Here is a 24,925-nt window from a genome sequence, read left to right as displayed (position 1 = left end):
CCGGTGCGCTTACGCTGACGGCTTGCCTGACAGCAGATCCAGCACTTCCTGCACGTCATTGGTCGTCGCCAGGCGGGCGATGACGCTGTCGTCATCCAGCGCGTTGGTCAGGCTGGTAATCACCTGAATATGCTCATTATTACGGGCCGCGATGCCGATAACCAGCTTAGCGATATCCTCTTCATCCTCGCCGAAGCGCACGCCCTGCGGATACTGGCAGAACACGATGCCCGTTTTCAGCACGCGATCTTTCGCTTCGATGGTGCCGTGCGGCACGGCGATGGATTCGCCCAGATAGGTTGGCGTAAGCTTCTCGCGATCCAGCATCGCATCGACATATTCCGGCTCCACGTAGCCGCCCTTCACCAGCTGCTCGCCCGCAAAGCGGATCGCCTGCTCTTTATCGGTAGCGTGATTGCCGAGGAAGATGTTGCCTGCGCCCAATTTGAAAAGATGCTGCTCGCCGTCGTCGTAGCTGTCGCTCAGCGCGGCGGTCACTTTTTCACGGTGGCCCTCGCTGCGGTTTGCCTGCACCAGACGCGAAGTCAGGTCGGTATACAGGCCGCTGTCCAGGAAGTTGGTCAGCGAGATATGCTGCGCGTGCGGTGCCTGACGTATCGCGCGCTCGGTCAGATCGCGGTGGGTAATCACCAGATCCACATCGCCCGGCAGGTTGTTGATAGCGGTATTGGTCACGGAAATATTGCTCAGTCCGGCATCGTTAACCTTTTTACGCAGCACGCCTGCGCCCATGGCGCTGGAGCCCATACCGGCATCGCAGGCAACAATGATTTTACGCACGTGGCTCAGGTCGCCGTTCATGGCATCGGTGGCCGTGGCGGTGGACACGGTCTGGCCTTTGGACTGCGCCTTCATTTCAGTGACGCGACGCGCTGCCGCTTCAATATCATCCTCTTCCTTCACCTTGCTGGTTTTCAGCAGGATAGCGGAAACCACGAAAGAGACGGCAAAAGCCGCTACGATCGCAGCAATGTTCGCAAAGTACGCGCCTTTTGGCGTCATCGCCAGCACCGCCAGGATAGAACCCGGAGAGGCCGGAGAAACCAGGCCGCCGTTCAGCAGCGTCAGCGTAAAGACGCCGGTCATGCCGCCCAGGATTACGGCGATAATCAGGCGCGGGTTCATCAGCACATAAGGGAAGTAGATTTCGTGGATACCGCCCAGGAAGTGGATGATAGCCGCGCCGCCAGCGGACTGTTTAGCATTGCCGCGACCGAAGAACATATAGGCCATCAGCACGCCCATGCCGGGGCCTGGGTTAGCTTCAATCAGGAAGAAGATAGATTTGCCGGCTTCGCTGGCCTGCTGAATGCCCAGCGGCGAGAAGATGCCGTGGTTGATAGCATTGTTCAGGAACAGGATTTTCGCTGGTTCAACAAAGATGGAAGTCAGCGGCAGCAGGTTATTCTGCACCATCAGATTCACGCCAGCGGCGAGAATATGCGACAGGCCTTGCACCAGCGGGCCGATAGCCAGGAAGGCCAGGATCGCCAGCAGCATCCCGATAATACCGGCAGAGAAGTTGTTGACCAGCATCTCGAAGCCGCTTTTGATTTTGCCGTCAACGATGCGGTCGAACTTCTTGATCGCCCAGCCGCCCAGCGGCCCGGCAATCATGGAGCCGAGGAACATCGGCATATCCGCGCCGACGATCACGCCCATGGTGGTGATGGCACCTACTACGCCGCCGCGATCGCCGCCGACCAGGCGTCCGCCCGTGTAGCCAATCAGCAGCGGCAGCAGATAAGTGATCATTGGGCCAACCAGCTTGGCCATAGTTTCGTTTGGCAGCCAGCCGGTTGGAATAAACAGCGCCGTGATAATACCCCAGGCGATAAAGGCGCCGATGTTTGGCATTACCATATTGCTCAGAAAGCGACCAAAGTTCTGCACTTTAATCTTGATATCTGATGAGGACATACAAGCACACCCCTTATTGGTACGCGCCGACAAGAGAGCGCGCTGATTTTTGTTTAAAACGTTGCCCTGTGCAGGCGGACTCTAGCACGCGTCCGCAGCGCTGCGTAGCCACCGGGTAAAGTGTGATCTCTATCACCACATAGCGCGGTGAACAGGGGGTTTTTACGTGAAGCCGATCACATAAAGGACAAAAAACAGGCTGATGCTGTTTATTAAATGGGCTTGCCTGGGAGTGTTATGTGATTGATATCACACTTTGTTTTCGGGACTTTATGCCTGATACGTGATGTGGTTCACAATTTATTTACAGCGGCTGGGCAACCGCTAATATTGTCTGTGGCTGAGAAGGTTTGATGAGCCGAAATGGTCTGTGGCTGAGAAGGGCTGTTGAGCGGAAATTGTCTGTGACTGATAAGGGCTGTTGAGCGGAAGAAGAGGCGGGCCGTTTAAAGCGAGCGGCCCGCAGCAAAATGTTACTGGCCCTGCAGCGCGATTTGCGCCTGACCAAGCGCATGCGCATTGGCAGAAATATTGCTCATCAGCGTGTTGTACTGGGTCGCCTGTTGCTGGGTCGGGAACTGTATGGTCTGACCGTTAAAGGTCACCTGCGAACCCTGCTGCTGCAGGAAATCGCCCGTCTGCACCGCGTCCTGGCTTAGCTTCTGTAATGCAGGCAGCAGCGGCAGCAGCGTATCGGCTGGCTGCGTGACGACCTTGTTATAAAGGTTGTCATACACCGTTTTCAGCTCCGCTGGCTGTTTCAGCCCGGCTTTGCTGCTGTCGGCCTGCGTTTTCGCCGTCTGGATCTGTTGTGCCAGCACCTCCAGCGAACCGCTGGCCTGACGCAGAGAATCGCGACGGGTCAGGTAGTCCTGCGGCGCACGGATAGCAGACAATTCATCCACTACCGGCTTCAGACCGTTATCCACCGCGCGGTTAACCTGCTGGGAGAAGCCATAAACAATAGCGTAGTCGCTGGCGTAATTACCGACACGCTGTTTCTGATCTTCACTAAGGGCGGGCAGATGTTCGCCGCTGCGCATCGCCGTATTTTGCAGAAAATCGATAAAGGCTTTGCGCTGATCCGCTTCTTTATCGCCACAACCCGTTAGCTGAAACACCAGCATCAGCGCCATAAAAGGCGCCAGCAGACGCGTCCAGCCGCGAATGGTTCCTGTCGTCATCGGAAGTAACTCCTGTAATAGAAATGCTACAAGCAAAAGGCGACCTGTGTCGCCTCTGAAGAATAGTTCAACTCGACTGACGAGGATACGGAAATCGGTTGCTTATACGTGAAGAAAATTTAATTTTCGGTTGGAAAGCACTCAGATTTCTGCCTGTGCGGTCGCTTTTCCACAGGTTGTGTAGCCTTGTCGCTTATGTCTTCTTACATGCGGGAAGGCCAGCCTGATTTTGCCTGACTTCATGAAGAGGACGGGCTGCCTTTTTCACAAATTTTGTGGGGTTCGCGCCAGCAATGTTGGGCCTGGATTACGGCATCCGAATAAATCCATAGCCTGTGTATCTCTCTTTTCTCTGCTCGAGCTGCCGGGCGTTTCTGGGCCCCGAAAAAATAATCCTGTGATCCTGTATAGCCTTTCATATGCCAAATATAACGCTCCCAGCAGCGTTATTCCTCCTATACCGGTTTGTTGATCTTTCCTGTAATCGCTAATTTGTAAACGGCATAGGCACAGAAATCCTACCTGCCAGCGGGAATAGACCCGTTTTATGCAGAAGCAAATTTTCAGCTTCTGGTTAAGCGCCGTAGCTTTGTGCCTGACATTACCGCTGTGGTATACATTTCTGGCACTGATAACAAGGAATCGTTATGGATAACTATCTGGATAAGAATCGCTTTAAAAAAGTTTACCGCATACAGGCAATGGGTAAGGCGGATGCGCTCAGAGACATGGCCAGACAGGCTGGAATACGGCATATCAAAAGCCTGATATTACGCGAAAATTTTAATCGTGAAATGGGCAGTTTTATAGAAGAACAGCTGAAATCGATTAACAGAGCCAGTAGTGAACGAGAATGCAAGTTCTTCCTGGATAATCTGCATCAGGAAAAAGCGTTTATTAGTGAGCAGAGCCTTTCTCTTAATATTAAAAAGGCCAGGGTTGTGGTGTCAGCAGAGCTGACCAATACTCTCGGAACATGGGGGTATTTTATTAACGGTGTGGGTGTGATTATAGGGACCGGACAAATAGTGGCCGGAGCAGGTATAGTGGTGACTTCTATACTCACCGGTAATGTAATAGGTGTTATTGCAGGAGCAACTATAGTTTTGCATGGAGCAAATAATGTATACGAAAGTTTTCAAAATATAAAAATTAATCAGAATGATACACAAGGATTCTTGCGTAGTGGTTATGTGAAAACTGCCAAATTCCTCGGTTTCAGCGCGACTACAGGCCGTGTAGCATATAGTGTGGCTGACATATCTCTTTCAGGATATGGTTTAGCAAGAATGATTCTTAAACCAGATTCCTGGCGACTTTACCGTTATCTGCCATCAGATTTTATCAGAAATGTAAAAGTTGTTGGAGCGCCTTCATTAGCTTTGGAGGCGCTGGGAGATAGCATTACTCTTAAAAGCATTTACGACCAACGCTAAGAATTATATTAACTTATAATAAATTATCTTGGCTCCCAATTTTACGGGGGCCATAAAATAAAAAACCACAAGGACAATAAAGTAAACAAAAAGGTAAGAGTAAAAGCTACCATTATCAGACCTGATAAACTCAACAACACCAATAGCTGTAATAATAAAGACCATGAGTAAGACAACTTTAAAAACTCTGAGCAGGCGCCTTAAGGTTTCATGTATTGTCCAGCCCTCACCTTCTGACATACGTTCAACGTAAATCCTTTCCTTTTCGCTAAGTTTGCTTAAATCCACATTATCCATCGCACCTTTCCTTTATTTGCAAATCCATTATGAGCAATTTTAACCCGAATCTATTATGCAATATAGTATTTTGTGGGCTGGAAAACCTTCGGGAGGCATATTATAGCCACCCGAAAGGTTTTAAGAGAAAAGCAGAATTATGAACGGGCCGCTTTCTGAAAAAGGTGATCTACATGGCCTTTGCTTTTTCGCATTTAGCTACCAGCTTTTCGAAAAAGGGCGGCCAGTTCCGGCACCAGGATGACTGGATCATTTCTGGCACTGATATAGCCCGCCTGTACGCCGATCCGCCGCTTGCCCATCTGCCGGCCATGCCCGTTGCAGTACGGGCAATCCGAAACTGTGGCTGCTCAAAGGCAGAGCATAAGCCTCAAAATACCAGTGCCTGGCCGTCCTTGCGGCTTTCGGTGGCGGCTATCCAGAATCCCTGCGGATCGCGAACTATCGCCTGCGCGCCGCCGAAGCTGTAGGTCTGCAGCGGATCTTCCACCACGATGTGATGGCCCATCGCTCGTAAGGCGGCAATGACGTTGCGATCTAACGCCGGTTCGACAATCACTTCCCGGCCCGCCACCACGCGCCAGCGCGGCGCGTCAATGGCCGCCTGAGGATTCTGCTTATGCAGCATAATGCGCAGCGCCATTTGTAAATGCCCCTGCGCCTGCATCGGGCCGCCCATTACGCCAAACGACATCAGCGGCTGGCCGTCGCCGTCGAGTGCGAAAGCGGGGATAATGGTATGGAAAGCGCGCTTGCCGGCCGCCACCACGTTGGGATGCGTTTCCTCCAGCACAAAGCCTGCGCCGCGATTTTGCAGGCTGATGCCGGTATCGGGCACCACGACGCCAGAGCCGAAGCCCATATAATTTGACTGAATAAACGACACCATCATGCCGTTAGCATCGGCGGTAGAAAGGTAAACCGTTCCGCTCTGCTTCGGCGCGCCAAAGGTAAAATCGCCGGCCTGATGAGGATCGATCAGCGCGGCGCGTTCCCGCAGATAGTCGTCGCTCAGCAGCAGTTCAGCAGGAAACTCCATGTGCTCTTCGTCGGCGATATAACGTTCCAGATCCACCAGCGCCAGCTTCATCGCTTCAATAGAGAGATGCAGCCACTGCGCCGAATCCGGCTCGTAACGCTCAATATCCCACTGTTCCAGAATGCCCAACGCCATCAGCGTGGCGATGCCCTGACCGTTCGGCGGCAGCTCCTGCACCGAACCGCCGGCAAAAGGGCGGGAAAGCATCGTCACCCAGTCGGCGCGGTGGTTGTGCAAATCTTCCAGCGTCAGCGCCGCGCCGTGCTCTTTGGCGAAAGCGGCGATTTTTTCCGCCAGCTCGCCGCGGTAGAAAGCTTCGCCGTTGGTGGCGGCGATTTTCTCCAGGGTTTCCGCCTGGCGAGGATTGCGGAACAGCTCGCCGACGCGCGGCGGACGGCCTTCGGGCGCAAAGCAGGCGCTAAAGCCTGGCTGATCGCGCAGCTTCTGGTAGCCGCGTTCCCACAGGTGCCCTATCAGCGGCGACACCGGAAAGCCGTTACGCGCATAGTCGATGGCCGGCTGGGCCAGCGTGGTTAACGGCAGCGTACCGAAACGCTCCGCCAGCTCAACCCAGGCGGACACCGCGCCCGGCACGGTTACCGAATCCCAGCCAATCTCCGGCATCGCCTGCAAATGGGCGAAGGTTTCGCGTGACCAGGCGGCGGGTGCGCGGCCTGAAGCATTCAGCGCATGAAGTTCGTTGCCGTCCCAGACGATAGCGAAGGCATCGCTGCCAATGCCGTTGCCGGTCGGCTCCACCACGGTCAGGGCGATAGCTGTCGCAATCGCCGCGTCCACCGCATTACCGCCAAGCTGGAGCATTTTGATCCCGGCCTGTGCCGCCAGCGGCTGCGAGGCGGCGACGGCGTTGCGGCCCATCATCGGCACGCGATAAGACGGATAGCCCACGTTAAAATCACTGATTCCACTCATAGCGGTTCCTTAAAGTTAATCGTTGCGCGGATCGAGCGCGTCGCGCAGTCCGTCGCCCAGCAGATTAAAGCCCTGCACAATCAAAAAAATGGCAAGGCCGGGAAAAATGGACATCCACGGTGCCTGTTCAAGAAAGCCTTTGGCGGTGTTGAGCATCGCGCCCCAGGAAGGATTGGGCGGCTGCTGGCCCAGGCCCAGAAACGACAGGCTCGCCTCGGTAATAATGGCGGAAGCGACGGCCAGCGTGGCCTGCACCAGGATCGGCGACAGCACGTTGGGCAGCACATAGCGCAGCACGATCCAGCGATCGGGCAGGCCGATAGCGCGCGCGCCGTCGATATACTCTTCGTTACGGATAGCAATCACCTGGCCACGCGTCAGGCGGGCGAAGATGGGCATGGCCGACAGGCCGATAGCGATCATCGCATTACCCAGGCTGGGGCCAAGAAAAGCGCCCAGCGCAATCGCCAGGATCAGGAAAGGACAGGCCAGCAGCGCTTCGATAAAGCGTGAAATCACGCCGTCCCACAGGCCCTGTCGGTAACCGGCAATCAGCCCCAGCGGGACGCCAATCAGAATGGCGATCGCCACGGAAATACAGCCTGCCAGCAGCGAAGTGCGCGCTCCCCAAATCATCCGCGACAGAATATCGCGCCCCAGTTCATCGGTGCCGAGCCAGTGCATAGCGGAAGGCGCTTTGCGCACGGCCAGGAAATCGGCTTTGATCGGATCGAAAGGGGCCAGCCAGGGCGCGAGAAGCGCCATCGCCACAAACAGCGCCACAATCACCGCGCCGATCATCGCGCTTTTATTGCCGAGAAATTTTTTCAGCACCCGATTAGTGGGCTTGCGCAGGGCCACCGCGCCGCCAGCCGTCAGAACTTCACTCATGGTCAGCCTCGCATTTTCGGGTTAATCAGCACGTAAAGTACATCGGCCAGCAGGTTCAGCAGCAGAAAGCCAATAGCCACCACCAGCACCACGCCCTGCACCACGGCGTAATCGCGGTTAAACACCGCATCGACGATCATCTTGCCAAAGCCGGGCAGGGTAAAAACCTGTTCGGTCAGCACCGCGCCGCCCAGCAGTTCGCCAAACAATAGCGTTGTCAGCGTGATCACCGGCACCAGCGCGTTGCGGAAAGCGTGCTTCAGGATCACCTTTTTCGGCAGCAGCCCTTTGGCTCTGGCGGTGCGGATATAATCCGCCTTCAGCACGGCAATCATCGAAGCGCGCGTATGGCGCATCAGCGACGCGGCCAGGCCCGTTCCCAGCACCAGCGCGGGCAGCAGCAGCGTTTTCACATTTTGCGACACGCTCTCGCTCAGGCTGACGTAGCCGGAAGCGGGCAGCCACTGAAGATGCACGGAAAAGAGCAGGATCAGCAGAATGCCCAGCCAGAAATGCGGCACGGAGATACCGGAAAGCGCCACGAAATTGGTGGCGTGATCGACCCAGCTGTTTTTCCGCACCGCCGCGACGATGCCCATGCTGATGCCAACCAGCAGCGCCACTAGCATCGCCAGCAGCGACAGTTCCAGCGTCACCGGCAGCTTGCTGCTAATCAGCGCGGTCACCGGTTCCTGAGTACGAATAGAAGTGCCGAGATCGCCCTTCAGCGCGTTGCCCAGCCAGTAAAAGTACTGCGAAGGCAGTGGATCGTTCAGGTGATAATGCTCTCTTAGCTGCGCAATTACCGCCGGGTCACGCTCTTCGCCCGCCATCGCGAGGATCGGATCGCCCGGCAGCAGCTTTTGCAGCGAAAAGACCATTATGCTCACCAGAAACAGCGTCGGGATCGCCAGCAGCACGCGTTTACAGATCAGTTCCAGCATGGTCGCTCCTGCGCCTTACGGCGTCATCGTTACGCCAGCCAGGCGCACCAGCCCGTCCGGCCAGGCCTTAAAGCCCTGGAGTTTTTTGGTCATGCCAAAAATACGCGGTTCAAAATAGAGGTAAGCGATCGGCATATCGCTTTGTAGCTGCTGCACCACCTTGTTATACAACGCCTGACGGGCGGCTATATCGTTGGTCTGGCGGGCTTCGGTCAGCCAGCTATCCACCTGTGGATTGCCGTAGCGGCCATCGTTCAGGGTGCCTTTGCTGTTGATAAACGCGAAGATGCTGCCGTCAGGATCGGGACGGCCTGACCAGCCGGAAAGGCTGAGCTGAAAGTCGCCGCGCTGCTGGCGATCCAGCAAGGTAGCAAACTCGCTCATTTGCAGGTTCACGTTAAAGCCCGCCTCGCTGACCATCGCCTGGATCACCTGGCCTACCTGCTGCGAGGTGGGATTGTTGGTGACCAGCAGCGTTACGTTGAGCGGCGTTTTCACGCCGGCGGCGGCAAGCAGCGCTTTGGCTTTTTCCACGTCGCGCGCGGGAACGGGCAGCTTAACGTGGTAAGGGCTGACGGGGGAGAAAGCCTGATTAGCCGGCGTGTACTGGCCTTCAAACGCCACCTGATTCAGCGCGTCGCGATCGATAGCCAGCGAAAAAGCCTCACGCACGCGGGCATCTTTTGCAAACGGGCTGTCCGGCGCGGTTTTGCCGTTAGCGATATTAAAGGTGATGCCCTGATAGCCCAGTCCGGTGACTTTGACCAGGCTCAGGCGGCTGTCGGCGGTAACGGTTTTGACATCGCTGGCGGCAATGCCTTCGGTCAGATCGAGATCGCCGGAACGCAGATTAGCCAGGCGCACCGAGGCATCGGGAATGGGCAAAAAAACCACCTTATCAAAATGATAGGCCGACTTATTCCAGTAGTGGTCAAAGCGTTTCAGGACGATGCGATCCTGCTGCACCCGGCTGGCAAACTGATAAGGGCCGGAACAGACCGGATGCATGGCAAAATCAGGCTTTACGGCGGCTTTCGGCGCCAGCATTGTGCCAGCGCGATCGGTCAGCTGGCTGAGCAGCGCCGCGTCGGCATTTTTCAGATGCAGAATAACCTGAGAAGGCGAAGCCACCTCCACCGACTCAACGGAAGAAAGCTCGCTTTTACGCAGCGAGCCGGGCAGCGTCATGGCACGATCGAGATTGAATTTTACCGCAGCAGCATCAAACTTTTCGCCGTCCTGAAAAGTCACGCCCTGGCGCAGGTTCATGGTTAACGTTTTGCCGTCCTCGCTCCATTTCCAGTCGGTCGCGAGGCCCGGTACCACCTGTAGCTTTTCATCAATATCCACCAGACGATCGCAGAGCGCGGCAAAGACAAAGCGGCCATAGTAGGTGCGGGCAAGGTGCGGGTCGAGCATATCCGGATCGGCGCCCAGGCCGATCCGCAGCGTGCTTTCCGCCTGCGCCGGTAAGCTGCCCAGCAGCAGCAGGCCACTAAGGGCGGCGAGTGAAGTATGGCGTAGATTCATGGCGTTATCTCTCCCAAAGAGGTTAAAGCGCGGTGTTTTACCGCCCGATCGAATAGCGCGCGACGGCGCAGAAAAGCGTCTGAAGGCGGCGTAACGGTGATCACGCTGCGGTCACGGTTGATCTCCTGCCAGCGGTGGCAGGCCACCTGGCGGCCACCGGCAATCACCTGTTGAATAGGTTCCAGCACGCGGCATTCGTCGCTGACGTAAGGGCAGCGGGTATGAAAACGACAGCCCTTTGGCGGCGCGGCGGGATTGGGCAAGTCGCCCTGCAAAACGGGAATTTGGCGAGCGGCGCCCGGCTGCAACCGGGGAGCCGAAGCGATCAGCGCCTGGGTATAGGGATGCAGCGGCGCATCGAAAATTTCCTCTACCGTCGCCAGCTCTACAATCTGTCCCAGATACATCACCGCGACGCGATCGCTCATATGGCGGATCACGCCCAGCCCGTGCGCCACCACGATCATGGTCAGGCCAAACTGTTGCTTCAGGCTTTCCAGCAGATTCACTACCTGTGCCTGTACCGACACGTCCAGCGCGGAAACCGGCTCATCGCCCAGCAGCAGCTTCGGGCCGGAAGCCAGCGCGCGGGCAATACCGATACGCTGGCGCTGGCCGCCGGAAAACTCATGCGGATAGCGCCGTGCCCAGACGGCGGGAAGGCCAACCGTTTGCAGCAGTTCGGCGACTTTTTCCTGCCGTTGGCTGCCGGATAGCGACTCGTGCAGCCATAAGGGTTCGCCGACGATATGCTCCACGGTCATGCGCGGGTTAAGCGAGGCGAAGGGATCCTGAAAAATAATCTGTAGTTCACGACGCAGCTGATTCAGACGTGCGCCGCTGGCTTTGGTGATCTCTTCGCCCTGATAAAAAACCTGCCCCTGAGAAGGGGCGAGCAGCCGCAGCAGCAGCCGACCCAGCGTCGATTTGCCACTGCCGGATTCCCCGACAATAGCCAGCGTTTCGCCCGGCATCACCTGCAACGAAATGCGATCGACAGCCGTGACGTGAGGGTTGCGCTTAAATAGCCGCGTCGGGCCAGGAAAGGTTTTTGTTAAATCGCTACATTCAAGGATGGGTAAGGTCATGCGCATTCTCCAGACGTCACGTGCTCTTCCAGCGGGGCGCGAAAACAGGCGACCTGATGGCGGACGCCGATAGCTTGCAGGGCGGGTTTATGCTGGTGGCAGCGTTTTTCGGCAAACGGACAGCGGGTGGCGAAGCGGCAGCCCTGGGGCATCTGTTCCGGCAGCGGCACGGCGCCAGGAATGGTGGCCAGCGTAGTGGTGCGGGTAGCGGCGCCGGGAATGGAACCCATCAGGCCAATCGTGTAGGGATGCTGCGGATCGCGGAAAATTTCCGCGACGTCGCCGGTTTCGACCACCTGTCCGGCATACATCACCGCCACGCGCTGCGCCACTTCGGCAACCACGCCCAGGTCATGCGTAATCATCAGCACCGCCGTGCCGGTTTCCTTCTGCAAGCTGTTAAGCAGCGCCAGGATCTGCGCCTGGATGGTAACGTCCAGCGCGGTGGTAGGCTCGTCGGCAATCAACAGCTTTGGCCGGTTGATGAGCGCCATCGCGATCATCACGCGCTGGCGCATCCCGCCGGAAAGCTGGTGTGGATAGGCTTTCAGCCGCATTTCCGCCGCCGGGATCTGCACCTTTTCTAATATTGCCAGCGCTACGGCCATCGCTTCACGGCGGTTTACCGCATGATGACGCATCACGGCTTCGCTCAGCTGATCGCCCAGCGTGAAAGCGGGATTGAGCGAGGTCATCGGCTCCTGAAAAATCATCGCCAGCTCGTTGCCGCGCAGATCGGCATAGTCGCGTGCGTTCAGGGTTTGTAGCGGCCGATTGAGAAAAGTGATTTCGCCCTGAACGATCTCCGCGCTGTCGGGCAGCAGGCCCATCAGCGCCAGCGAGGTGATGCTTTTACCGCAGCCGGATTCGCCGACCAGCGCCAGCGTTTCGCCAGCTTCGACCTGAAGCGAAATATCGTCCAGCACGCTGACGGGACTGCCTTTAAAACGAACGTTGAGCTGGCGCAGAGCCAGCACCGGCGTTGTGGCCTTCATGGCAGCTCCTCTTTATCACCGCTGAGCGCTTCGATGAGCGCCTGTTGCAGCGCCAGTAAATGTTCACGCATGGCCGCGGCGGCCTCCTGCGGCTGCCGCTCCGCGATATGTTGCACCAGCCGCTGGTGATGGTCGTCGTAGCTGTGCAGCCGATCCGTCGTTCGCGCCAGCACGCGCAGGTGCTGCCAGCCCGGATCCCGGCGAACCGCGTCGACCGCGTCGAACAACCCCAGCATCAGACGGTTGCCTGCAGCTTCGGCGATAGCCCGGTGAAACGCGCTGTCCCACAGTTCGTGCCGATCGCTGTCGTCCGGGGCGATGCTCTGCATCCTCTCCATCAGCCGCTGCATCAGCGCAACCTGCTCGCCGCTGGCCCGCAGGGCGGCCAGACGAGCCAGCCCCGGCTCCAGCTGAATACGGGCCTCCATCACTTCCAGCAGATTTGAGCGCTGCGGCAAATCGTGCAGCGCCAGCGGCTGAACCGGCGCGGCCGGGCCGACAAACGTGCCTTTACCCTGCTTGCGCCAGATGCGGCCTTCTTCTTCCAGCACGTCCAGCGCCCGGCGGATCTCACGACGGCCCACGCAAAACCGTTCGGCCAGCTCCCGTTCAGTAGGCAGCGGGTTAGCCGGTTGGGCTTCCTGCTGCTGGATCAGCTGGCGCAGCTTTTCCAGCGCGGAATGGGAACTGGTGGAATTTGTTGTATCAGTCATGATTGGTTCGCTTCTTCAGCCCCTGAAATAGTGCGACGGCAGCGGTAATCGAACGGCCAGCCACGGAGATAACAGAGGCAAAAAGCGAACCAATATTGAATTGGTACGGCAGAGCGGCGCGGTTATTTACGTAAGCGTTTGAATTTAAATATTATAAATTTTACCTGTTCAGCCGGGTGGGAAACGGCAGGCAGTAAGATGCCGCTTTTTGGTGCAGATGTGGGCAGACATAAAGCGCCACCGGCGTGCAGATTAATGGCGGGGCATAGCAAATTGACCAGATAGCTTTTTCCGTAGCAGTAAAGGAGAGGCGCCAAATAATCAATCTGCCGGATTGTTAGTAATGGCATTTTTAATAATTAATCGGCCAGATTGTTATTAACAGGATTTTTAGCGCCGCCGAATAATCCATCTGTCGGATTGTTATTAATAGAATTTTTAGCGGCGCGGAATACTCACCCTGCCAGATTGTGAATAATCAAACGCTTAACCGGGCCGAATGTGGCGCAGGAACGCTCTGTTCTACGCCAGCGGCAAAGAGCAAAACCGCCACGCTGACGGCTACGCTTAATCTGCCCTAATGCGCCGCTTTATTTTTTCTGTCAGCAGCAAAGTTATCCATGTGTTAGGAATTTTCTGATAACTACCGTTCTGCTTACTCTCTGTCCAGTTTCCTGTAATCGTTACCACCTCAGGCCCCGTATGGCGTAGCCTGAAGCCGTCTGTCGGGATGTAAAGATTTTTGGCGTTCAGGTTTAAAAAATAGTCAAAAATTTGAGCGCAAAAGTTTGAGTTTGCGCCCATACTAAAAATCCTGGCGTTAACCTGCGCTGTCTCGATGAGCTCCTCAGGCTGTTGTTCGCCAGCATTCGGGATCTGGGCCTCAGATCCTCCCTCTGGTTGTTCACATTCGTGATTTTTATGAGGAGTGCTCTATGGAAGTTAAAGACCCAATGGGTGAGTTGTTGTCCAGCCTTGAGCACATTGTGCTTACGCGTGAAGTTATCCAGGCCGCTCCCGCATTAAAGGGTGAAGTGTTAATGCCCGAACCAAAACGCATACGGGAAATTACCGGCATGGAAGTTGATGAGTTTGCCCTGGCAATGGGCGTTAGTGTTTCCTCGGTTAAGAGCTGGGAAGCGAAGCGCAGTAAACCTTCGCGCAGTGCTCAAAAATTAATGCTGTTGATCCAATCAAATCCTTGTCTCAGCCGTGAGCTGCTGGGATAGTAAAAAACGGTCTTTTGCTGTGCCAGTAATTGAAAAACCCGCCCGCTGGCGGGTTTTGTGTTTTAAGATTTTGTCTTAGCTGCCGCAGCTGGCATGAGTGAAATCAATCAATATCACCTTATCTTTTCTGTACATCATATAATCCTGATTCTGCGCAACAGGTTTTCCGTGACAAAGGTATTGGGCGGTATCCGTCGTGACGCCACTGTCTGGCGCAGGCCACAGCGCTGAAAACCCATTATTTTTCATATAAGGGAAAGGCCAGTACCAGTTAGCGAAATAATCAGGAACCATTACTGAAAGCATCGGATAGTTTTTCAATGAGTTAGTATAAACAGGCGATCGCGGCGCCTGTCCGTTAAAGAACAAATAAAAACTTTCAGACGGTAGCTCCCGCATATCCCATTTTATTTCCTGAACCAGGCTCTGATTAAATTTATCCTGCTGGCGCAGCGCGTTGCCGTAAGCGTAATAAGCCGTCATGCCGTATACAACAGGGATCAGCAGCAGCCAGTTAGCCTGTTGTAGGCGGGGCGTCAGGGCATAATTAATGACTAAAGCGGCAAGAAGCATGAAGCCACTGACAGCGATCAACGAGCGAGCGGAGAGCAATGGATTTTGCAACAGCAGCAGGCTGCCAGGGATCATTAACAGGGCAATAAAAGGCGTAATCAATGCGATAACGGCAACGGCAGCGGCCATGACGTCGCGCTGACGGCGTAAAAAAAGCAGGCTTAACGCCAGAGCCGATAGCCACATAGCGATCGTTATGCCAAGCAGGTAGTGCATTCCGCCATGATTTTTAACCAGCGTATCGGCAATAAACTGGCTGTAGGCTTCACTATTCTCTGTCCATGTTTTCCACAGGTTGCCAACCGCCAGCGCCGGGTGATTGGCCTCGTTTTTTCCGGAGAAAGTGACCGTCAGAATAAGCTTCAGATAGATTACCGTGGCAAGCAGCACTTCAACGACGCGATGCAAGAGCGTGGTGAGGATTGCCTTCGCCGTATCCTGTCTGGCCATTTGCTGATAAAGCCCTGCCATTACCAGCAGAACCGCAATATTGATCGCCGTCTGGTACAGACAATAAATAGCAATCAACATCATCGTGCCTGTCACAAACCTTAGCCAGCGATTGTGTGAAGGAAGGCAAAAGTAAAGCAGGCTGAGACTGATGGCTGCCGTAAGCGTAAGAACATCAAATCGGTAGGAAAAGACTTCTGCCAGATAGGGGTTGGCAAAAAAAGTCAGCGGGATTAATACAAGGCCCGGTAACTGCCAGCCTGTAAGCGCTTTTTTCGTGACTTGATGCAGACTGAATGCCAGCATAAAAATGCTCAGCAGCAAAGGCAGGGGAAATATATCGGTCATATGCGAGCTGAGAAAAAGCAGCTTCATCACTATATCAGCAAGAGGACGTCCATCTGCCCCCCAGTTGGTATAGCCCAGGGTCGAGCGGCCAATATCGTCAATATAATAGTTGTTAGCGATAAGCAGCGGAAAAGCGAAGAGTGCAGTGCAACACAAAAGGTAACGAAAAGCGGGTTTCATACCATTGTACCTAAAGCGTTGATTGTATATTAATTAACTAAAGCCTTTCCACTCTCATTTACAATTCCGGCTTGCCCCGGCCCGCGCATTTCTCTACTCTACGCGGCTTTGCCCAACAGGGGACAGCCACATGCAGGTTAAAGGCCTGGCAGCAAAATCTGCCACTACTTCTCTTGAACCATTCGAATTTCAACGCCGCGAACTGCAAGCCGGCGATGTGCATATTGATATCCACTACTGCGGCGTTTGCCACTCCGATCTGCATATGGCGCGCAACGAATGGGGCGTCAGCACGTTTCCGCTGGTGCCCGGCCATGAAATTGTAGGCCGCGTGATTGCTACCGGCAGCGACGTTAGCACCTTCAAAGCGGGCGACCTGGTCGGTGTCGGCGTGATGGTCGACTCCTGCGGCCACTGCTCGCAGTGCAGTCAGGGCGAAGAGCAATATTGCGAAGCGGGCTTTACCGCTACCTATAACGGCGAAGAGAAAACGATCGGTGGTAAAACCTTCGGCGGCTATTCCGACAGCATCGTCGTAGACAGCAAGTTCGTGGTTAACGTGCCGGAAAACCTGACGCTGAGCGCGGTCGCGCCGCTGCTGTGCGCGGGCGTAACCACCTGGTCGCCGCTTAAACACTGGAATATTCAGCCCGGCCAGCGCGTGGGCGTTATTGGCCTGGGCGGTTTAGGGCATATGGCCGTCAAGCTGGCCAGCGCGCTGGGCGCGGAAGTGGTGCTGTTTACCACTTCGCCGGCCAAAGGCGAAGATGCGCTGCGCCTGGGTGCCAGCAGCGTGGTGGTGTCTAAAGATGCAGAGCAGATGGCGGCGCAGGCCAACAGCCTCGACTTTATTCTGGACTGCGTGGCCGCACCGCACGATCTCGATCCTTATCTCAACGCGCTGAAAACCAACGGTCATCTGGTGCTGGTCGGCATCCCGGATGCGCCGCACAAGTCGCCAAACGTGACGCCGGTCGTCTTTAAGCGTCTGAGCATTTCCGGCACCTCTATCGGCAGCATTGCGGAAACGCAGCAGATGCTGGATTTCTGCGGCGAGCACAACATTGTGTCAGACGTGGAAGTTATCCGTCTGGAAGACGTAGAAATGGCGTTTGAGCGGATGCTGAAAGGCGACGTGAAGTACCGCTTTGTGATTGATATGAAAGCGAAAGGCTAAAAAAAACCCGCCGTTATGGCGGGTTTGTTACCGTCAGCTTTAAACCCCTTCCCTCAGGTGGGAGGAGGATTTACTGCAGCAGAGAAATATCCGCAACTTCCAGGAACAGCTGGCGGAGTTTGGTCAGCAGGGTTAAACGGTTGATGCGCACTTCACGATCTTCCGCGTTCACCATGACTTTCTCAAAGAAGTTATCCACGGCGGCGCGCAGCTGCGCCAGCTCGATCAGCGCATCCTGATAGCGGCCTTCCGCGAAGTAAGGCGCCAGCTTGCTGCTTAAGGCAGACACGTAGGTCGCCAGCTGGATCTCTTCGTTCTCTTTCAACAGCGAGGCCTGCACGCTGTCGTTCAGCGTTTCGCTGGATTTCGCCAGAATGTTGGAGACACGCTTGTTAGCCGCCGCCAGCGCAGCCGCCTCTTCCAGGGTGCGGAAGTGGGACACGGCTTTCATACGCGCGTTGAAATCCGCCGGACGAGTAGGGCGACGAGCCAGCACGGCCTGGATGGTGTCGATGCTGTGGCCTTCTTCCTGATACCAGGTGCGGAAGCGACCCAGCATAAAGTCGATCACGTCATCGACCACTTTCGCGTTGCTCAGCTTGCTGCCATACAGGCGCACCGCTTCTTCGGTCAGCGTTTGCAGATCCAGCGGCAGATTCTTCTCGACGATAATACGCAGCACGCCCAGCGCGGCACGACGCAGCGCGAACGGATCTTTATCGCCTTTTGGATGCTGGCCGATGCCGAAAATACCCGCCAGCGTGTCCATCTTGTCGGCAATCGCCAGCGCGCAGGCGACCGGGTTGGACGGCAGTTCATCACCGGCAAAGCGCGGCTGATACTGCTCGTTCAGCGCCACGGCAACGTCTTCCGCTTCGCCATCATGACGGGCGTAGTGCATGCCCATCACGCCCTGCGTGTCGGTGAACTCGAACACCATATTGGTCATCAGGTCGCATTTGGACAGCAGACCGGCGCGGGTCGCATGATTGACGTCAGCGCCAGTCTGTGCGGCAATCCAGCCAGCCAGCGCCTGAATGCGGTCGGTTTTATCGCGCAGCGTGCCCAGCTCTTTCTGGAACAGAACGGTTTCCAGACGCGGCAGATTGTCTTCCAGACGCTGTTTGCGATCGGTATTAAAGAAGAATTCCGCATCGGCCAGACGAGGACGCACCACTTTTTCATTACCGGCGATAATCTGCGACGGATCTTTCGACTCGATGTTGGTCACAAAGATAAAGTGCGGCAGCAGCTTGCCCGCATCGTCGTAAACCGGGAAATACTTCTGGTCGCCTTTCATGGTGTAAACCAGCGCTTCGGCCGGCACCGCGAGGAACTTCTCTTCGAATTTTGCCGTCAGCACTACCGGCCACTCTACCAGCGAGGCGACCTCTTCCAGCAGGCTGTCGCTCAGATCGGCATGGCCGCCAATCTCTTTCGCTGCGGCTTCGGCATCGGCTTTGATCTGCGCTTTACGCGCCTCGAAGTCGGCCTGCACCTTGCCGCGCTCCAGCAGGATCTGCGGGTATTGATCGGCATTATCGAGAGTGAATTCCGGCTCGCCCATAAAGCGGTGGCCGCGAATAGTGCGGGCGGAGTCGATACCCAGAATGGTGGCCGGAATGCTCTCTTCGCCCAGCAGCAGCGTCACGGTGTGTACCGGACGCACAAACTGCACGTCGGAATCGCCCCAGCGCATCAGTTTAGGAATAGGCAGCTTCGCCAGCGAGGTGGCAACCATCGCAGGCAGCAGCGACTGCGCGCTTTCGCCTTTCATATGGGCGCGATACAGCAGCCATTCGCCTTTGTCGGTGCTCAGACGCTCGGCCTGATCGACGGTGATACCGCAGCCGCGCGCCCAGCCTTCCGCCGCTTTGGTGGCGACGCCGTTGGCATCAAAAGCCGCGGCGATGGCCGGGCCGCGCTTTTCCACTTCGCGATCGGGCTGCGCAGCGCTTAAGTCTGCGACCTTCAGCGCCAGACGACGAGGCGCGGCATACCAGTTTACTTCGCCGTGCGTCAGGCCGGCGGCATCCAGTTCGGCGGTAAAATTCGCGGCAAAGGCTTCGGCAAGATTGCGCAGCGCCTTCGGTGGCAGCTCTTCGGTGCCGATCTCCACCAGAAATGTTTTTTCAGTCATGGCTGCCTCTTATTTTTTATTGCACATCGGGAAGCCCAGCGCCTCGCGAGACGCATAGTAAGCTTCAGCCACGGCTTTGGTCAGGGTGCGGATGCGCAGAATATAGCGCTGGCGCTCGGTCACGGAGATAGCTTTACGCGCGTCCAGCAGGTTAAAGGTATGACCTGCCTTCAGGATGCGTTCGTAGGCCGGCAGCGGCAGCGGTTTTTCCAGCTCCAGCAGGCTTTTTGCTTCTTTTTCGTACTGCTCGAAGCAGGTAAAGAGGAAGTCGACGTCGGCATACTCAAAGTTATAGGTAGACTGCTCCACCTCGTTCTGATGGAACACGTCGCCGTAGGTGGTTTTCCCCAGCGGGCCGTCGCTCCAGACCAGATCGTAAACGCTGTCCACGCCCTGGATATACATCGCCAGACGCTCCAGGCCATAGGTGATTTCGCCGGTCACCGGCTTGCACTCCAGGCCGCCGACCTGCTGGAAGTAGGTGAACTGCGTCACTTCCATGCCGTTCAGCCAGACTTCCCAGCCCAGGCCCCACGCGCCCAGCGTTGGGTTTTCCCAGTTATCTTCCACGAAGCGGATATCGTGGACAGTCGGATCCATACCCAGCTCTTTCAGCGAGCCGAGGTAGAGTTCCTGAATATTGTCCGGTGACGGCTTGATGATCACCTGGAACTGATAATAGTGCTGTAAGCGGTTCGGGTTTTCGCCGTAGCGGCCGTCGGTAGGACGGCGGGAAGGCTGCACGTAGGCCGCGGCAATCGGCTCCGGCCCCAGCGCGCGCAGACAGGTCATCGGGTGAGAGGTGCCCGCGCCGACTTCCATATCCAGCGGCTGCACGATGGTGCAGCCCTGGCGTGCCCAGTAATCCTGTAAGGTCAGGATCAGACCCTGAAATGTCTTGGTATCAAACTTTTGCATGTTGTTTTCGCACGCGAGACGGTTTTAAAAGTGGGCGTCAGTATACCCTTTGACCGTCGGTTAGTCAGCCCGATGTTGGCCGAAGAGGCGCGGATGCCGCCGCAAAGCCTCTTTGGCTGTTCTCTGTTCCGTCTGCGTGCCTGCCTGAAAACACTTATAGCGGGTAAGCAACTCGCTTACCCGACGGGAGTTTGACATCAATAGAAAGTTCTCCGCCCAGCGCGGCCACGTAGCGTTTAAGCGTGGACAGGCGCGGATCGTTATCAACACGCTCCATACGGGCGACGGCGGGTTGTTTAACGCCAAGCGTTGCGGCGAGTTCAGTTTGTGAAATTTGCAGCTCTTCACGCATCTGCGCCAGCGTGATTTCGCGCACCATTTCTTCGGCCCGCTCCTCGATTTTAGCGCGGCGTGCGGGGCTTACTTCGTTCATCAGTTCGTCTAACGTTGCCATTACCGGGCCTCCAGTTTCGCCAGATGAGCTTTGTACTCAGCCTCAGCGAGAGTGATATATTTTTTATAGAACCTACGGTCGCCTGTTTTGTCGCCAGCACAAAGGAAAATAGCCTGACGAACAGGATCAAAAGCAAATAACGCCCTTATCGGCCTGGCTTTGAATGACAGACGTAGCTCCTTCATATTCGGATAGATTGAGTCATTCAGGGTATCGACCAATGGCCGTCCAGTATGGGGGCCTTCTTTTCTCAACACGAGAAACGCCGCTAAGATTTCGTCCTGCAAATCTTCGGGTTGCGCAAAAAACCAGGCATCAAACCGTTTTGTTGTTATGATTTTCCACATGATCGTCCCTGATCTGTAATTATAACGTTTAAGTTATAATCAAATTTATAATGAATTCATTATAATTTCAAGAGAGGTAAAGGTTGCAGGACGACGGGCTGGTGTTAAAAAAGCTAACCAATTAAAAAAACATCATGGCGTGGAAAGATGCAGGCCTGCTCCTGTCTGATATTCCCCTGGCGCAGGTTGTTGAAAACTTGCCGCCTGGCTACCCTCTGATACGCATTGGTGCCAGCAGAGGAAAACATGAAGGACAAGATAGCCTGGATAGATAACCTGCGGGCGGTGGCCTGCCTGATGGTGATTATGATCCACACCACCACCTGGTACGTGACCAACGCGCCAAAAGTAGGCGAACATACGTGGGATCTCTCCAATCTGCTGAACTCCGCTTCCAGAGTCTGCGTGCCGCTCTTTTTTATGATTTCCGGCTTTCTGTTCTTTGGCGAGCGCAGCGCGCAGAGCCGTCATTTTCTGCGCATCGTGCTCTGCCTGGCGTTTTACAGCGCGGTGGCGCTGGCCTATATCACGTGGCTGACGCCTATCAGCCAGGGGATTTCCATCCGGCTGCTTTTGCAGAAGCCGGTGTTCTATCACCTGTGGTTTTTCTTCGCGATTATCGCTATCTACCTGCTTTCGCCCCTTATTCAGGTCAAAAACGTGCGGGCGGGCTATCTGGCGGCGGTGACGCTGGTGCTGGCGGTGCTGGCGAATCCCAACACGGTGGATCAGTCGGTCGGGCATTTTCACTGGCTGCCGCTTAATCTTTATATCAACGGCGACAGCTTCTACTACGTGCTCTACGCGCTGTTTGGCCGCGCTATCGGCACGATGAATACCGGCGGACGCGCCGTCAGCTGGCTGGCCGGCACGGTTTTTATCGCCTGCGTGGCGGCTATCGCGCTGGGCACTAAAAAGCAGATGGCGATTAACGGCGCCTTTGCCGATACCTGGTATCTCTACTGCGGCCCGGCGGTCTTTATCGCGGCGGTCAGCCTGCTGGTGCTGTTTAAAAACGTGCTGAACGCGCGAATTTTACCGATCTTAGGCGTTATTTCCCGTAATTCCCTGCCAATTTATGGTTTCCACGCGCTGTTTATCCACTTTATGCGGACGCATCATCTTGATCATACCGATCGGCCGCTGCTGGATATCCCGCTGGTGTTTACGCTGACGCTGCTGGGCAGTTTGCTGTTGGCGCTGGCGCTGAGAAAACTGGATAAGCGGCATTTTGTCAGTTAAGGCTGACAGGTCACCGCCGTATCCGGGGTGCCGTAGCCCATCACTTCCAGCAGCTGTCGGGCGTGCTGTACCGCATCCTGACGGTGCGCAATGCCCATCTTCTGATAAAGATTACGGATATGGGTTTTGATAGTCGTCGCCGCGACGTCCAGCTCTCCCGCGATCTGCTCGTTGCTGTAGCCCGAATAGATCAGCCCCAGCACCTGCCATTCCCGCTGGGTTAACGGGCTGGTGCGGATCAGCTCCGGCACCTGCGGATGGCTCAGCAGTTTACTGACAAAGCTTTCGTCAAAATGGGCAAACTTATGCCGATGGTGCTGATTAAGTTCACGCAGGATCTGCTGCGCCCTGCGTTGTTCCAGCTCCGGCAGCAGGTTCAGCTGCAGCAGCTGCCGGAGCTGCTGCGCCATCATTTCGCCTTCAATCACGAAATGGCTGATAAAACCGGTGCGGTTTGCCAGGCTCAGCGCTTCGATCAGCACGCGCTGCGCGTCGCTTTTCCTGCCCGTTCGCCAGTATAAGAGGTTGCTTAACAGTAGGTTACGGTTTAAATCGCTGGTGAGGCGCAGCTGGCGCGCGTTGCTGTTCAGCTCGTCCAGCACCACCTCCGCCTCGCTGAACTGCTCCAGCAGGATCTGTACGCGCGCAATCGAGCGCCACTGGCCCTGCTGAAAATGATTATCCGCGCCGCCCGGTTTACCGGCCTGCTGGAGCCAGCGCTGCGCGGCGGTTTTATTGCCGGTCAGCTGCCAGTAAATCACCCGGCTTTTATCGGTATTGGTCACCCAGTCGCTATGATACTGGCCGGTTTTGATCAGGTTCTCGCAGCGCTGCAAATAGTGCTGCGCGTTATCAAGCTGACCACGAGCCAGCGCGCATTTCGCCAGCATCGCCAGACACTGAAGCTGCTGCTGCGGCTGGAAATTGCTTAATACTTCCAGCCCCTGGCGAGCAGCCTGTTCGGCGTCGTCCAGCCTTGACCATGACCACAGCACCTGAGAGCGCAGGCGCAGCAGGAATTCGTGCATCGGCAGCTGTTCAAGGTGCTGTTCATGCACCAGCTCAAAGGCGCGATCCTGCATCTCGAAGGCGGCCTGTAAAAATCCCTGCGCAATTAAAATTTCACTTTGCTGGAGCAAGGCCCAAAGCGCGTAGTGGTACACCTGAAAGCGTCTGGCTATCTGTTCGGTCTGCTGCATCAGCGGCAGCGCGCGCGCCAGATCGCCTTTGCAGTGCTGGATTTCGCCGGTGACCGAGGTCGCCACTATGCGGCTGTAATAGCTGTTATGCGGCAAAAAGCGCAGCGCTTCCGTCGCCAGCCGGGCGGCTTCTTCCTCACGACCATCGTTGATCGCCACCTGAGCGCGCAGGGCGTTAAATTCAGCGGCAAGCTCCTGCGTCATGGAGATATTCCTGCGCTGCATCTCGCTTTCCGCGCGGGAAAGCAGCGCGTCGACTTCAACATAGCGGTGCTGGCTTTGGATCAGCCAGGCCTGGAGCAGCACCAGCTTAGGATTGACGATCAGCTGGTCATAGCGCAGGGCGTTCAGGCACTCTTCCAGCAGGGCCAGCTCGCTTTGGTTAAACAGCGCCCACGCGTGCTGTAGCAGGATATCGCGCAGCAGCCCGGTATCTTCCGCGCTCAGCGCGTGATGGATAGCTTCGGCCGGAAAACCCTGCGCCAGCCAGCCTTGTGCAGCGGCGCGATGGATTTCCGGCAGCTCTGCGGCCAGCTCCCACTGGCAGCGCTGCCGCAAAAAAGAGGCGAACAGCGGATGGAAGTTAAACCACTCGCCGGTGCCGTCCATGCGGTGAAGAAACAGACCCTGGCTTTCCAGATTTTCCAGCCGCTGCTGCCCGTTATCGCTGCCGGTCAGACGGACGATCAGCGCGTCGTTCATCGAGCGCAACAAAGAGCAGCGCAGCAGAAAATCGCGGGTGGGCGTATCGACCCGATCCAGCACTTCCTCGACCAGATATTGCGATAAATGGCTGGCGTTCAGGCCGGTCAGCTTGCGCGCGGAATGCTGGGTAGACTGTAAAGCCGGCGTAGAGGACTGGCTGGCCGACAGCGCAATCAGCTGTAGCGCCGTGGCCCAACCGGCAACGTTGTCGCAAAAGCGATTGCTGTCCGCCTGTTCAATGGGCTCTTTCAGGCGGCAGTCAAAAAACTGCTGGGTTTCGCTGTGGGTAAAGGCCAGTTCGGAGACGATAAGCTCCAGCAGCTGGCCGCGCACGCGTAAATTGGCGATGCCCAGCGGCGGCAAGGTGCGCGACAGGATCACCAGTGAGAAATTATCGGGCTGATGGCGCAGAAAAAAGCGCATCCCTTCATGAATATCCGCATTGGTAATCAGATGATAGTCATCGATTACCAGCATCACCGGCTGCTGCCAGTCGGCAAGCTCGACGAACAGCTGGGCGAACAGCGCGTTCAGGCTGGCGTACTGGTGCTTTTGACTTAAGGCTTCGCTCTTCACGCAGTGGCCGCCGGTGGCCTGCTGCACCGCCGCAATCAAATAACTGGCAAAACGTTCCGGCTTATTGTCGCTTTCATCCAGCGAATACCAGCCCAGCGCGTTTTTTCCTGCCGCCCAGTGCGCCATCAGCGTTGTTTTGCCGTAGCCGGCCGGGCTGGTAACCAGCGTCAGACGATAGTCCGGGACGACCGCCAGCCGGGCCAGTAAACGTTCGCGTACCACCGTATCTTGCAGCCGCATCGGGCGGCTCAGTTTTGAAGGGATAAGCATAATTTTGGATTCTTATAGGAAGCGTCAGCGGGGCGGCTAATTATTTCAAAGCCCGTAATTAATCATTTTTTCTAAAGTCCGCCTCCAATCCGTTGATTGCAAGCAGGATAAGCTTTTATGTTGCAT

21 protein-coding genes are annotated in these 24,925 nt (G+C 56.0%); 4 read left to right on the top strand and 17 right to left on the bottom strand.

Going from position 1 to position 24,925, the window contains the following annotated elements; all coding sequences use genetic code 11:
* Positions 1-9 precede the first annotated feature (9 nt).
* The gene (locus QCD69_RS07280) at positions 10-1,941 is read right to left on the bottom strand and encodes a PTS mannitol transporter subunit IICBA (protein WP_253456662.1); all 1,932 of its coding nucleotides are present in this window, start codon (positions 1,939-1,941) and stop codon (positions 10-12) included.
* Positions 1,942-2,414: 473 nt separating this feature from the next.
* On the bottom strand, positions 2,415-3,125 hold the full coding sequence (locus QCD69_RS07275; protein WP_253456659.1) for a DUF3053 domain-containing protein: 711 nt from the start codon (positions 3,123-3,125) through the stop codon (positions 2,415-2,417).
* 647 nt (positions 3,126-3,772) lie between these two features.
* On the opposite strand from QCD69_RS07275, the gene QCD69_RS07270 reads away from it, so the two are divergent.
* Positions 3,773-4,561: a DUF4225 domain-containing protein gene (locus QCD69_RS07270; protein ID WP_253456657.1), complete on the top strand. Its 789-nt coding sequence runs from the start codon at positions 3,773-3,775 to the stop codon at positions 4,559-4,561.
* Positions 4,562-4,564: 3 nt separating this feature from the next.
* Here the strand turns inward: QCD69_RS07270 and QCD69_RS07265 are convergent, their stop codons facing one another.
* The 9 genes from QCD69_RS07265 to QCD69_RS07225 all read right to left on the bottom strand — a co-directional run bounded on the left by QCD69_RS07265 (position 4,565) and on the right by QCD69_RS07225 (position 13,795).
* Positions 4,565-4,858 carry a hypothetical protein gene (locus QCD69_RS07265; RefSeq protein ID WP_253456654.1) on the bottom strand — a complete coding sequence of 98 codons (294 nt, stop codon included), beginning with the start codon at positions 4,856-4,858 and terminating at the stop codon, positions 4,565-4,567.
* Positions 4,859-5,228: 370 nt separating this feature from the next.
* The gene (locus tag QCD69_RS07260) at positions 5,229-6,830 is read right to left on the bottom strand and encodes a gamma-glutamyltransferase family protein (protein ID WP_253456651.1); all 1,602 of its coding nucleotides are present in this window, start codon (positions 6,828-6,830) and stop codon (positions 5,229-5,231) included.
* A gap of 15 nt (positions 6,831-6,845) precedes the next feature.
* The gene (locus QCD69_RS07255) at positions 6,846-7,721 is read right to left on the bottom strand and encodes an ABC transporter permease (RefSeq protein WP_253456648.1); all 876 of its coding nucleotides are present in this window, start codon (positions 7,719-7,721) and stop codon (positions 6,846-6,848) included.
* A 2-nt stretch (positions 7,722-7,723) separates the two neighbouring features.
* Positions 7,724-8,665 (bottom strand): ABC transporter permease, encoded by a 942-nt coding sequence (locus QCD69_RS07250; RefSeq protein WP_253456645.1) that lies wholly within the window; start codon positions 8,663-8,665, stop codon positions 7,724-7,726.
* Between the two features lie 15 nt (positions 8,666-8,680).
* Entirely contained in the window at positions 8,681-10,195 is a 1,515-nt protein-coding gene (locus QCD69_RS07245) for an ABC transporter substrate-binding protein (RefSeq protein WP_301251542.1), read from the bottom strand.
* Positions 10,192-11,283 carry an ABC transporter ATP-binding protein gene (locus QCD69_RS07240; RefSeq protein WP_253456639.1) on the bottom strand — a complete coding sequence of 364 codons (1,092 nt, stop codon included), beginning with the start codon at positions 11,281-11,283 and terminating at the stop codon, positions 10,192-10,194. The genes QCD69_RS07245 and QCD69_RS07240 overlap by 4 nt, the downstream gene beginning before the upstream one ends.
* On the bottom strand, positions 11,280-12,278 hold the full coding sequence (locus QCD69_RS07235; RefSeq protein ID WP_253456636.1) for an ABC transporter ATP-binding protein: 999 nt from the start codon (positions 12,276-12,278) through the stop codon (positions 11,280-11,282). The genes QCD69_RS07240 and QCD69_RS07235 overlap by 4 nt, the downstream gene beginning before the upstream one ends.
* A complete protein-coding gene (locus QCD69_RS07230; protein WP_253456634.1) occupies positions 12,275-12,991 on the bottom strand; it encodes a FadR/GntR family transcriptional regulator in 717 nt (238 codons plus the stop codon). The genes QCD69_RS07235 and QCD69_RS07230 overlap by 4 nt, the downstream gene beginning before the upstream one ends.
* A 567-nt stretch (positions 12,992-13,558) precedes the next feature.
* The gene (locus QCD69_RS07225) at positions 13,559-13,795 is read right to left on the bottom strand and encodes a hypothetical protein (RefSeq protein WP_301251539.1); all 237 of its coding nucleotides are present in this window, start codon (positions 13,793-13,795) and stop codon (positions 13,559-13,561) included.
* Between the two features lie 131 nt (positions 13,796-13,926).
* On the opposite strand from QCD69_RS07225, the gene QCD69_RS07220 reads away from it, so the two are divergent.
* The gene (locus QCD69_RS07220; protein ID WP_125289253.1) at positions 13,927-14,220 is read left to right on the top strand and encodes an HTH-type transcriptional regulator; all 294 of its coding nucleotides are present in this window, start codon (positions 13,927-13,929) and stop codon (positions 14,218-14,220) included.
* Positions 14,221-14,295: 75 nt separating this feature from the next.
* Here the strand turns inward: QCD69_RS07220 and QCD69_RS07215 are convergent, their stop codons facing one another.
* On the bottom strand, positions 14,296-15,771 hold the full coding sequence (locus QCD69_RS07215; RefSeq protein WP_253456628.1) for a glucosyltransferase domain-containing protein: 1,476 nt from the start codon (positions 15,769-15,771) through the stop codon (positions 14,296-14,298).
* A 130-nt stretch (positions 15,772-15,901) separates the two neighbouring features.
* Between QCD69_RS07215 and QCD69_RS07210 the strand changes: the two genes are divergently transcribed.
* Positions 15,902-16,948: an NAD(P)-dependent alcohol dehydrogenase gene (locus QCD69_RS07210; protein WP_301251537.1), complete on the top strand. Its 1,047-nt coding sequence runs from the start codon at positions 15,902-15,904 to the stop codon at positions 16,946-16,948.
* A gap of 70 nt (positions 16,949-17,018) precedes the next feature.
* On the opposite strand, the gene glyS is transcribed toward QCD69_RS07210, so the two are convergent.
* From glyS to QCD69_RS07190, 4 genes are all read right to left on the bottom strand, one after another.
* A complete protein-coding gene (glyS, locus tag QCD69_RS07205; protein ID WP_253456621.1) occupies positions 17,019-19,088 on the bottom strand; it encodes a glycine--tRNA ligase subunit beta in 2,070 nt (689 codons plus the stop codon).
* 9 nt (positions 19,089-19,097) lie between these two features.
* The gene (glyQ, locus tag QCD69_RS07200) at positions 19,098-20,006 is read right to left on the bottom strand and encodes a glycine--tRNA ligase subunit alpha (RefSeq protein WP_253456618.1); all 909 of its coding nucleotides are present in this window, start codon (positions 20,004-20,006) and stop codon (positions 19,098-19,100) included.
* Positions 20,007-20,160: 154 nt separating this feature from the next.
* On the bottom strand, positions 20,161-20,460 hold the full coding sequence (locus tag QCD69_RS07195) for a helix-turn-helix domain-containing protein (protein ID WP_253456616.1): 300 nt from the start codon (positions 20,458-20,460) through the stop codon (positions 20,161-20,163).
* Positions 20,460-20,807, bottom strand: coding sequence for a type II toxin-antitoxin system RelE/ParE family toxin (locus QCD69_RS07190; protein WP_253456614.1), 348 nt, complete (start codon positions 20,805-20,807; stop codon positions 20,460-20,462). Before QCD69_RS07190 ends, QCD69_RS07195 begins: the two co-directional genes overlap by 1 nt.
* Before the next feature lie 246 nt (positions 20,808-21,053).
* Between QCD69_RS07190 and QCD69_RS07185 the strand changes: the two genes are divergently transcribed.
* Complete coding sequence (locus QCD69_RS07185; protein WP_301251535.1) at positions 21,054-22,049, top strand: acyltransferase; 996 nt, start codon at positions 21,054-21,056, stop codon at positions 22,047-22,049.
* On the opposite strand, the gene malT is transcribed toward QCD69_RS07185, so the two are convergent.
* The gene (gene malT / locus QCD69_RS07180; protein ID WP_253456610.1) at positions 22,046-24,799 is read right to left on the bottom strand and encodes an HTH-type transcriptional regulator MalT; all 2,754 of its coding nucleotides are present in this window, start codon (positions 24,797-24,799) and stop codon (positions 22,046-22,048) included. The genes QCD69_RS07185 and malT overlap by 4 nt on opposite strands.
* Positions 24,800-24,925 lie beyond the last annotated feature (126 nt).

It is taken from the genome of Erwinia sp. PsM31 (assembly GCF_030433775.1).
GTDB lineage: Bacteria > Pseudomonadota > Gammaproteobacteria > Enterobacterales > Enterobacteriaceae > Erwinia > Erwinia aeris.
This window is presented reverse-complemented; position numbering and strand designations above follow the sequence as displayed.

Coding starts and splice junctions, on each gene's coding strand:
- QCD69_RS07280 (WP_253456662.1), bottom strand. CDS start 1,941: ATGTCCTCATCAGATATCAAGATTAAAGTGCAGAACTTTGGTCGCTTT.
- QCD69_RS07275 (WP_253456659.1), bottom strand. CDS start 3,125: ATGACGACAGGAACCATTCGCGGCTGGACGCGTCTGCTGGCGCCTTTT.
- QCD69_RS07270 (WP_253456657.1), top strand. CDS start 3,773: ATGGATAACTATCTGGATAAGAATCGCTTTAAAAAAGTTTACCGCATA.
- QCD69_RS07265 (WP_253456654.1), bottom strand. CDS start 4,858: ATGGATAATGTGGATTTAAGCAAACTTAGCGAAAAGGAAAGGATTTAC.
- QCD69_RS07260 (WP_253456651.1), bottom strand. CDS start 6,830: ATGAGTGGAATCAGTGATTTTAACGTGGGCTATCCGTCTTATCGCGTG.
- QCD69_RS07255 (WP_253456648.1), bottom strand. CDS start 7,721: ATGAGTGAAGTTCTGACGGCTGGCGGCGCGGTGGCCCTGCGCAAGCCC.
- QCD69_RS07250 (WP_253456645.1), bottom strand. CDS start 8,665: ATGCTGGAACTGATCTGTAAACGCGTGCTGCTGGCGATCCCGACGCTG.
- QCD69_RS07245 (WP_301251542.1), bottom strand. CDS start 10,195: ATGAATCTACGCCATACTTCACTCGCCGCCCTTAGTGGCCTGCTGCTG.
- QCD69_RS07240 (WP_253456639.1), bottom strand. CDS start 11,283: ATGACCTTACCCATCCTTGAATGTAGCGATTTAACAAAAACCTTTCCT.
- QCD69_RS07235 (WP_253456636.1), bottom strand. CDS start 12,278: ATGAAGGCCACAACGCCGGTGCTGGCTCTGCGCCAGCTCAACGTTCGT.
- QCD69_RS07230 (WP_253456634.1), bottom strand. CDS start 12,991: ATGACTGATACAACAAATTCCACCAGTTCCCATTCCGCGCTGGAAAAG.
- QCD69_RS07225 (WP_301251539.1), bottom strand. CDS start 13,795: ATGGGCGCAAACTCAAACTTTTGCGCTCAAATTTTTGACTATTTTTTA.
- QCD69_RS07220 (WP_125289253.1), top strand. CDS start 13,927: ATGGAAGTTAAAGACCCAATGGGTGAGTTGTTGTCCAGCCTTGAGCAC.
- QCD69_RS07215 (WP_253456628.1), bottom strand. CDS start 15,771: ATGAAACCCGCTTTTCGTTACCTTTTGTGTTGCACTGCACTCTTCGCT.
- QCD69_RS07210 (WP_301251537.1), top strand. CDS start 15,902: ATGCAGGTTAAAGGCCTGGCAGCAAAATCTGCCACTACTTCTCTTGAA.
- glyS (WP_253456621.1), bottom strand. CDS start 19,088: ATGACTGAAAAAACATTTCTGGTGGAGATCGGCACCGAAGAGCTGCCA.
- glyQ (WP_253456618.1), bottom strand. CDS start 20,006: ATGCAAAAGTTTGATACCAAGACATTTCAGGGTCTGATCCTGACCTTA.
- QCD69_RS07195 (WP_253456616.1), bottom strand. CDS start 20,460: ATGGCAACGTTAGACGAACTGATGAACGAAGTAAGCCCCGCACGCCGC.
- QCD69_RS07190 (WP_253456614.1), bottom strand. CDS start 20,807: ATGTGGAAAATCATAACAACAAAACGGTTTGATGCCTGGTTTTTTGCG.
- QCD69_RS07185 (WP_301251535.1), top strand. CDS start 21,054: ATGAAGGACAAGATAGCCTGGATAGATAACCTGCGGGCGGTGGCCTGC.
- malT (WP_253456610.1), bottom strand. CDS start 24,799: ATGCTTATCCCTTCAAAACTGAGCCGCCCGATGCGGCTGCAAGATACG.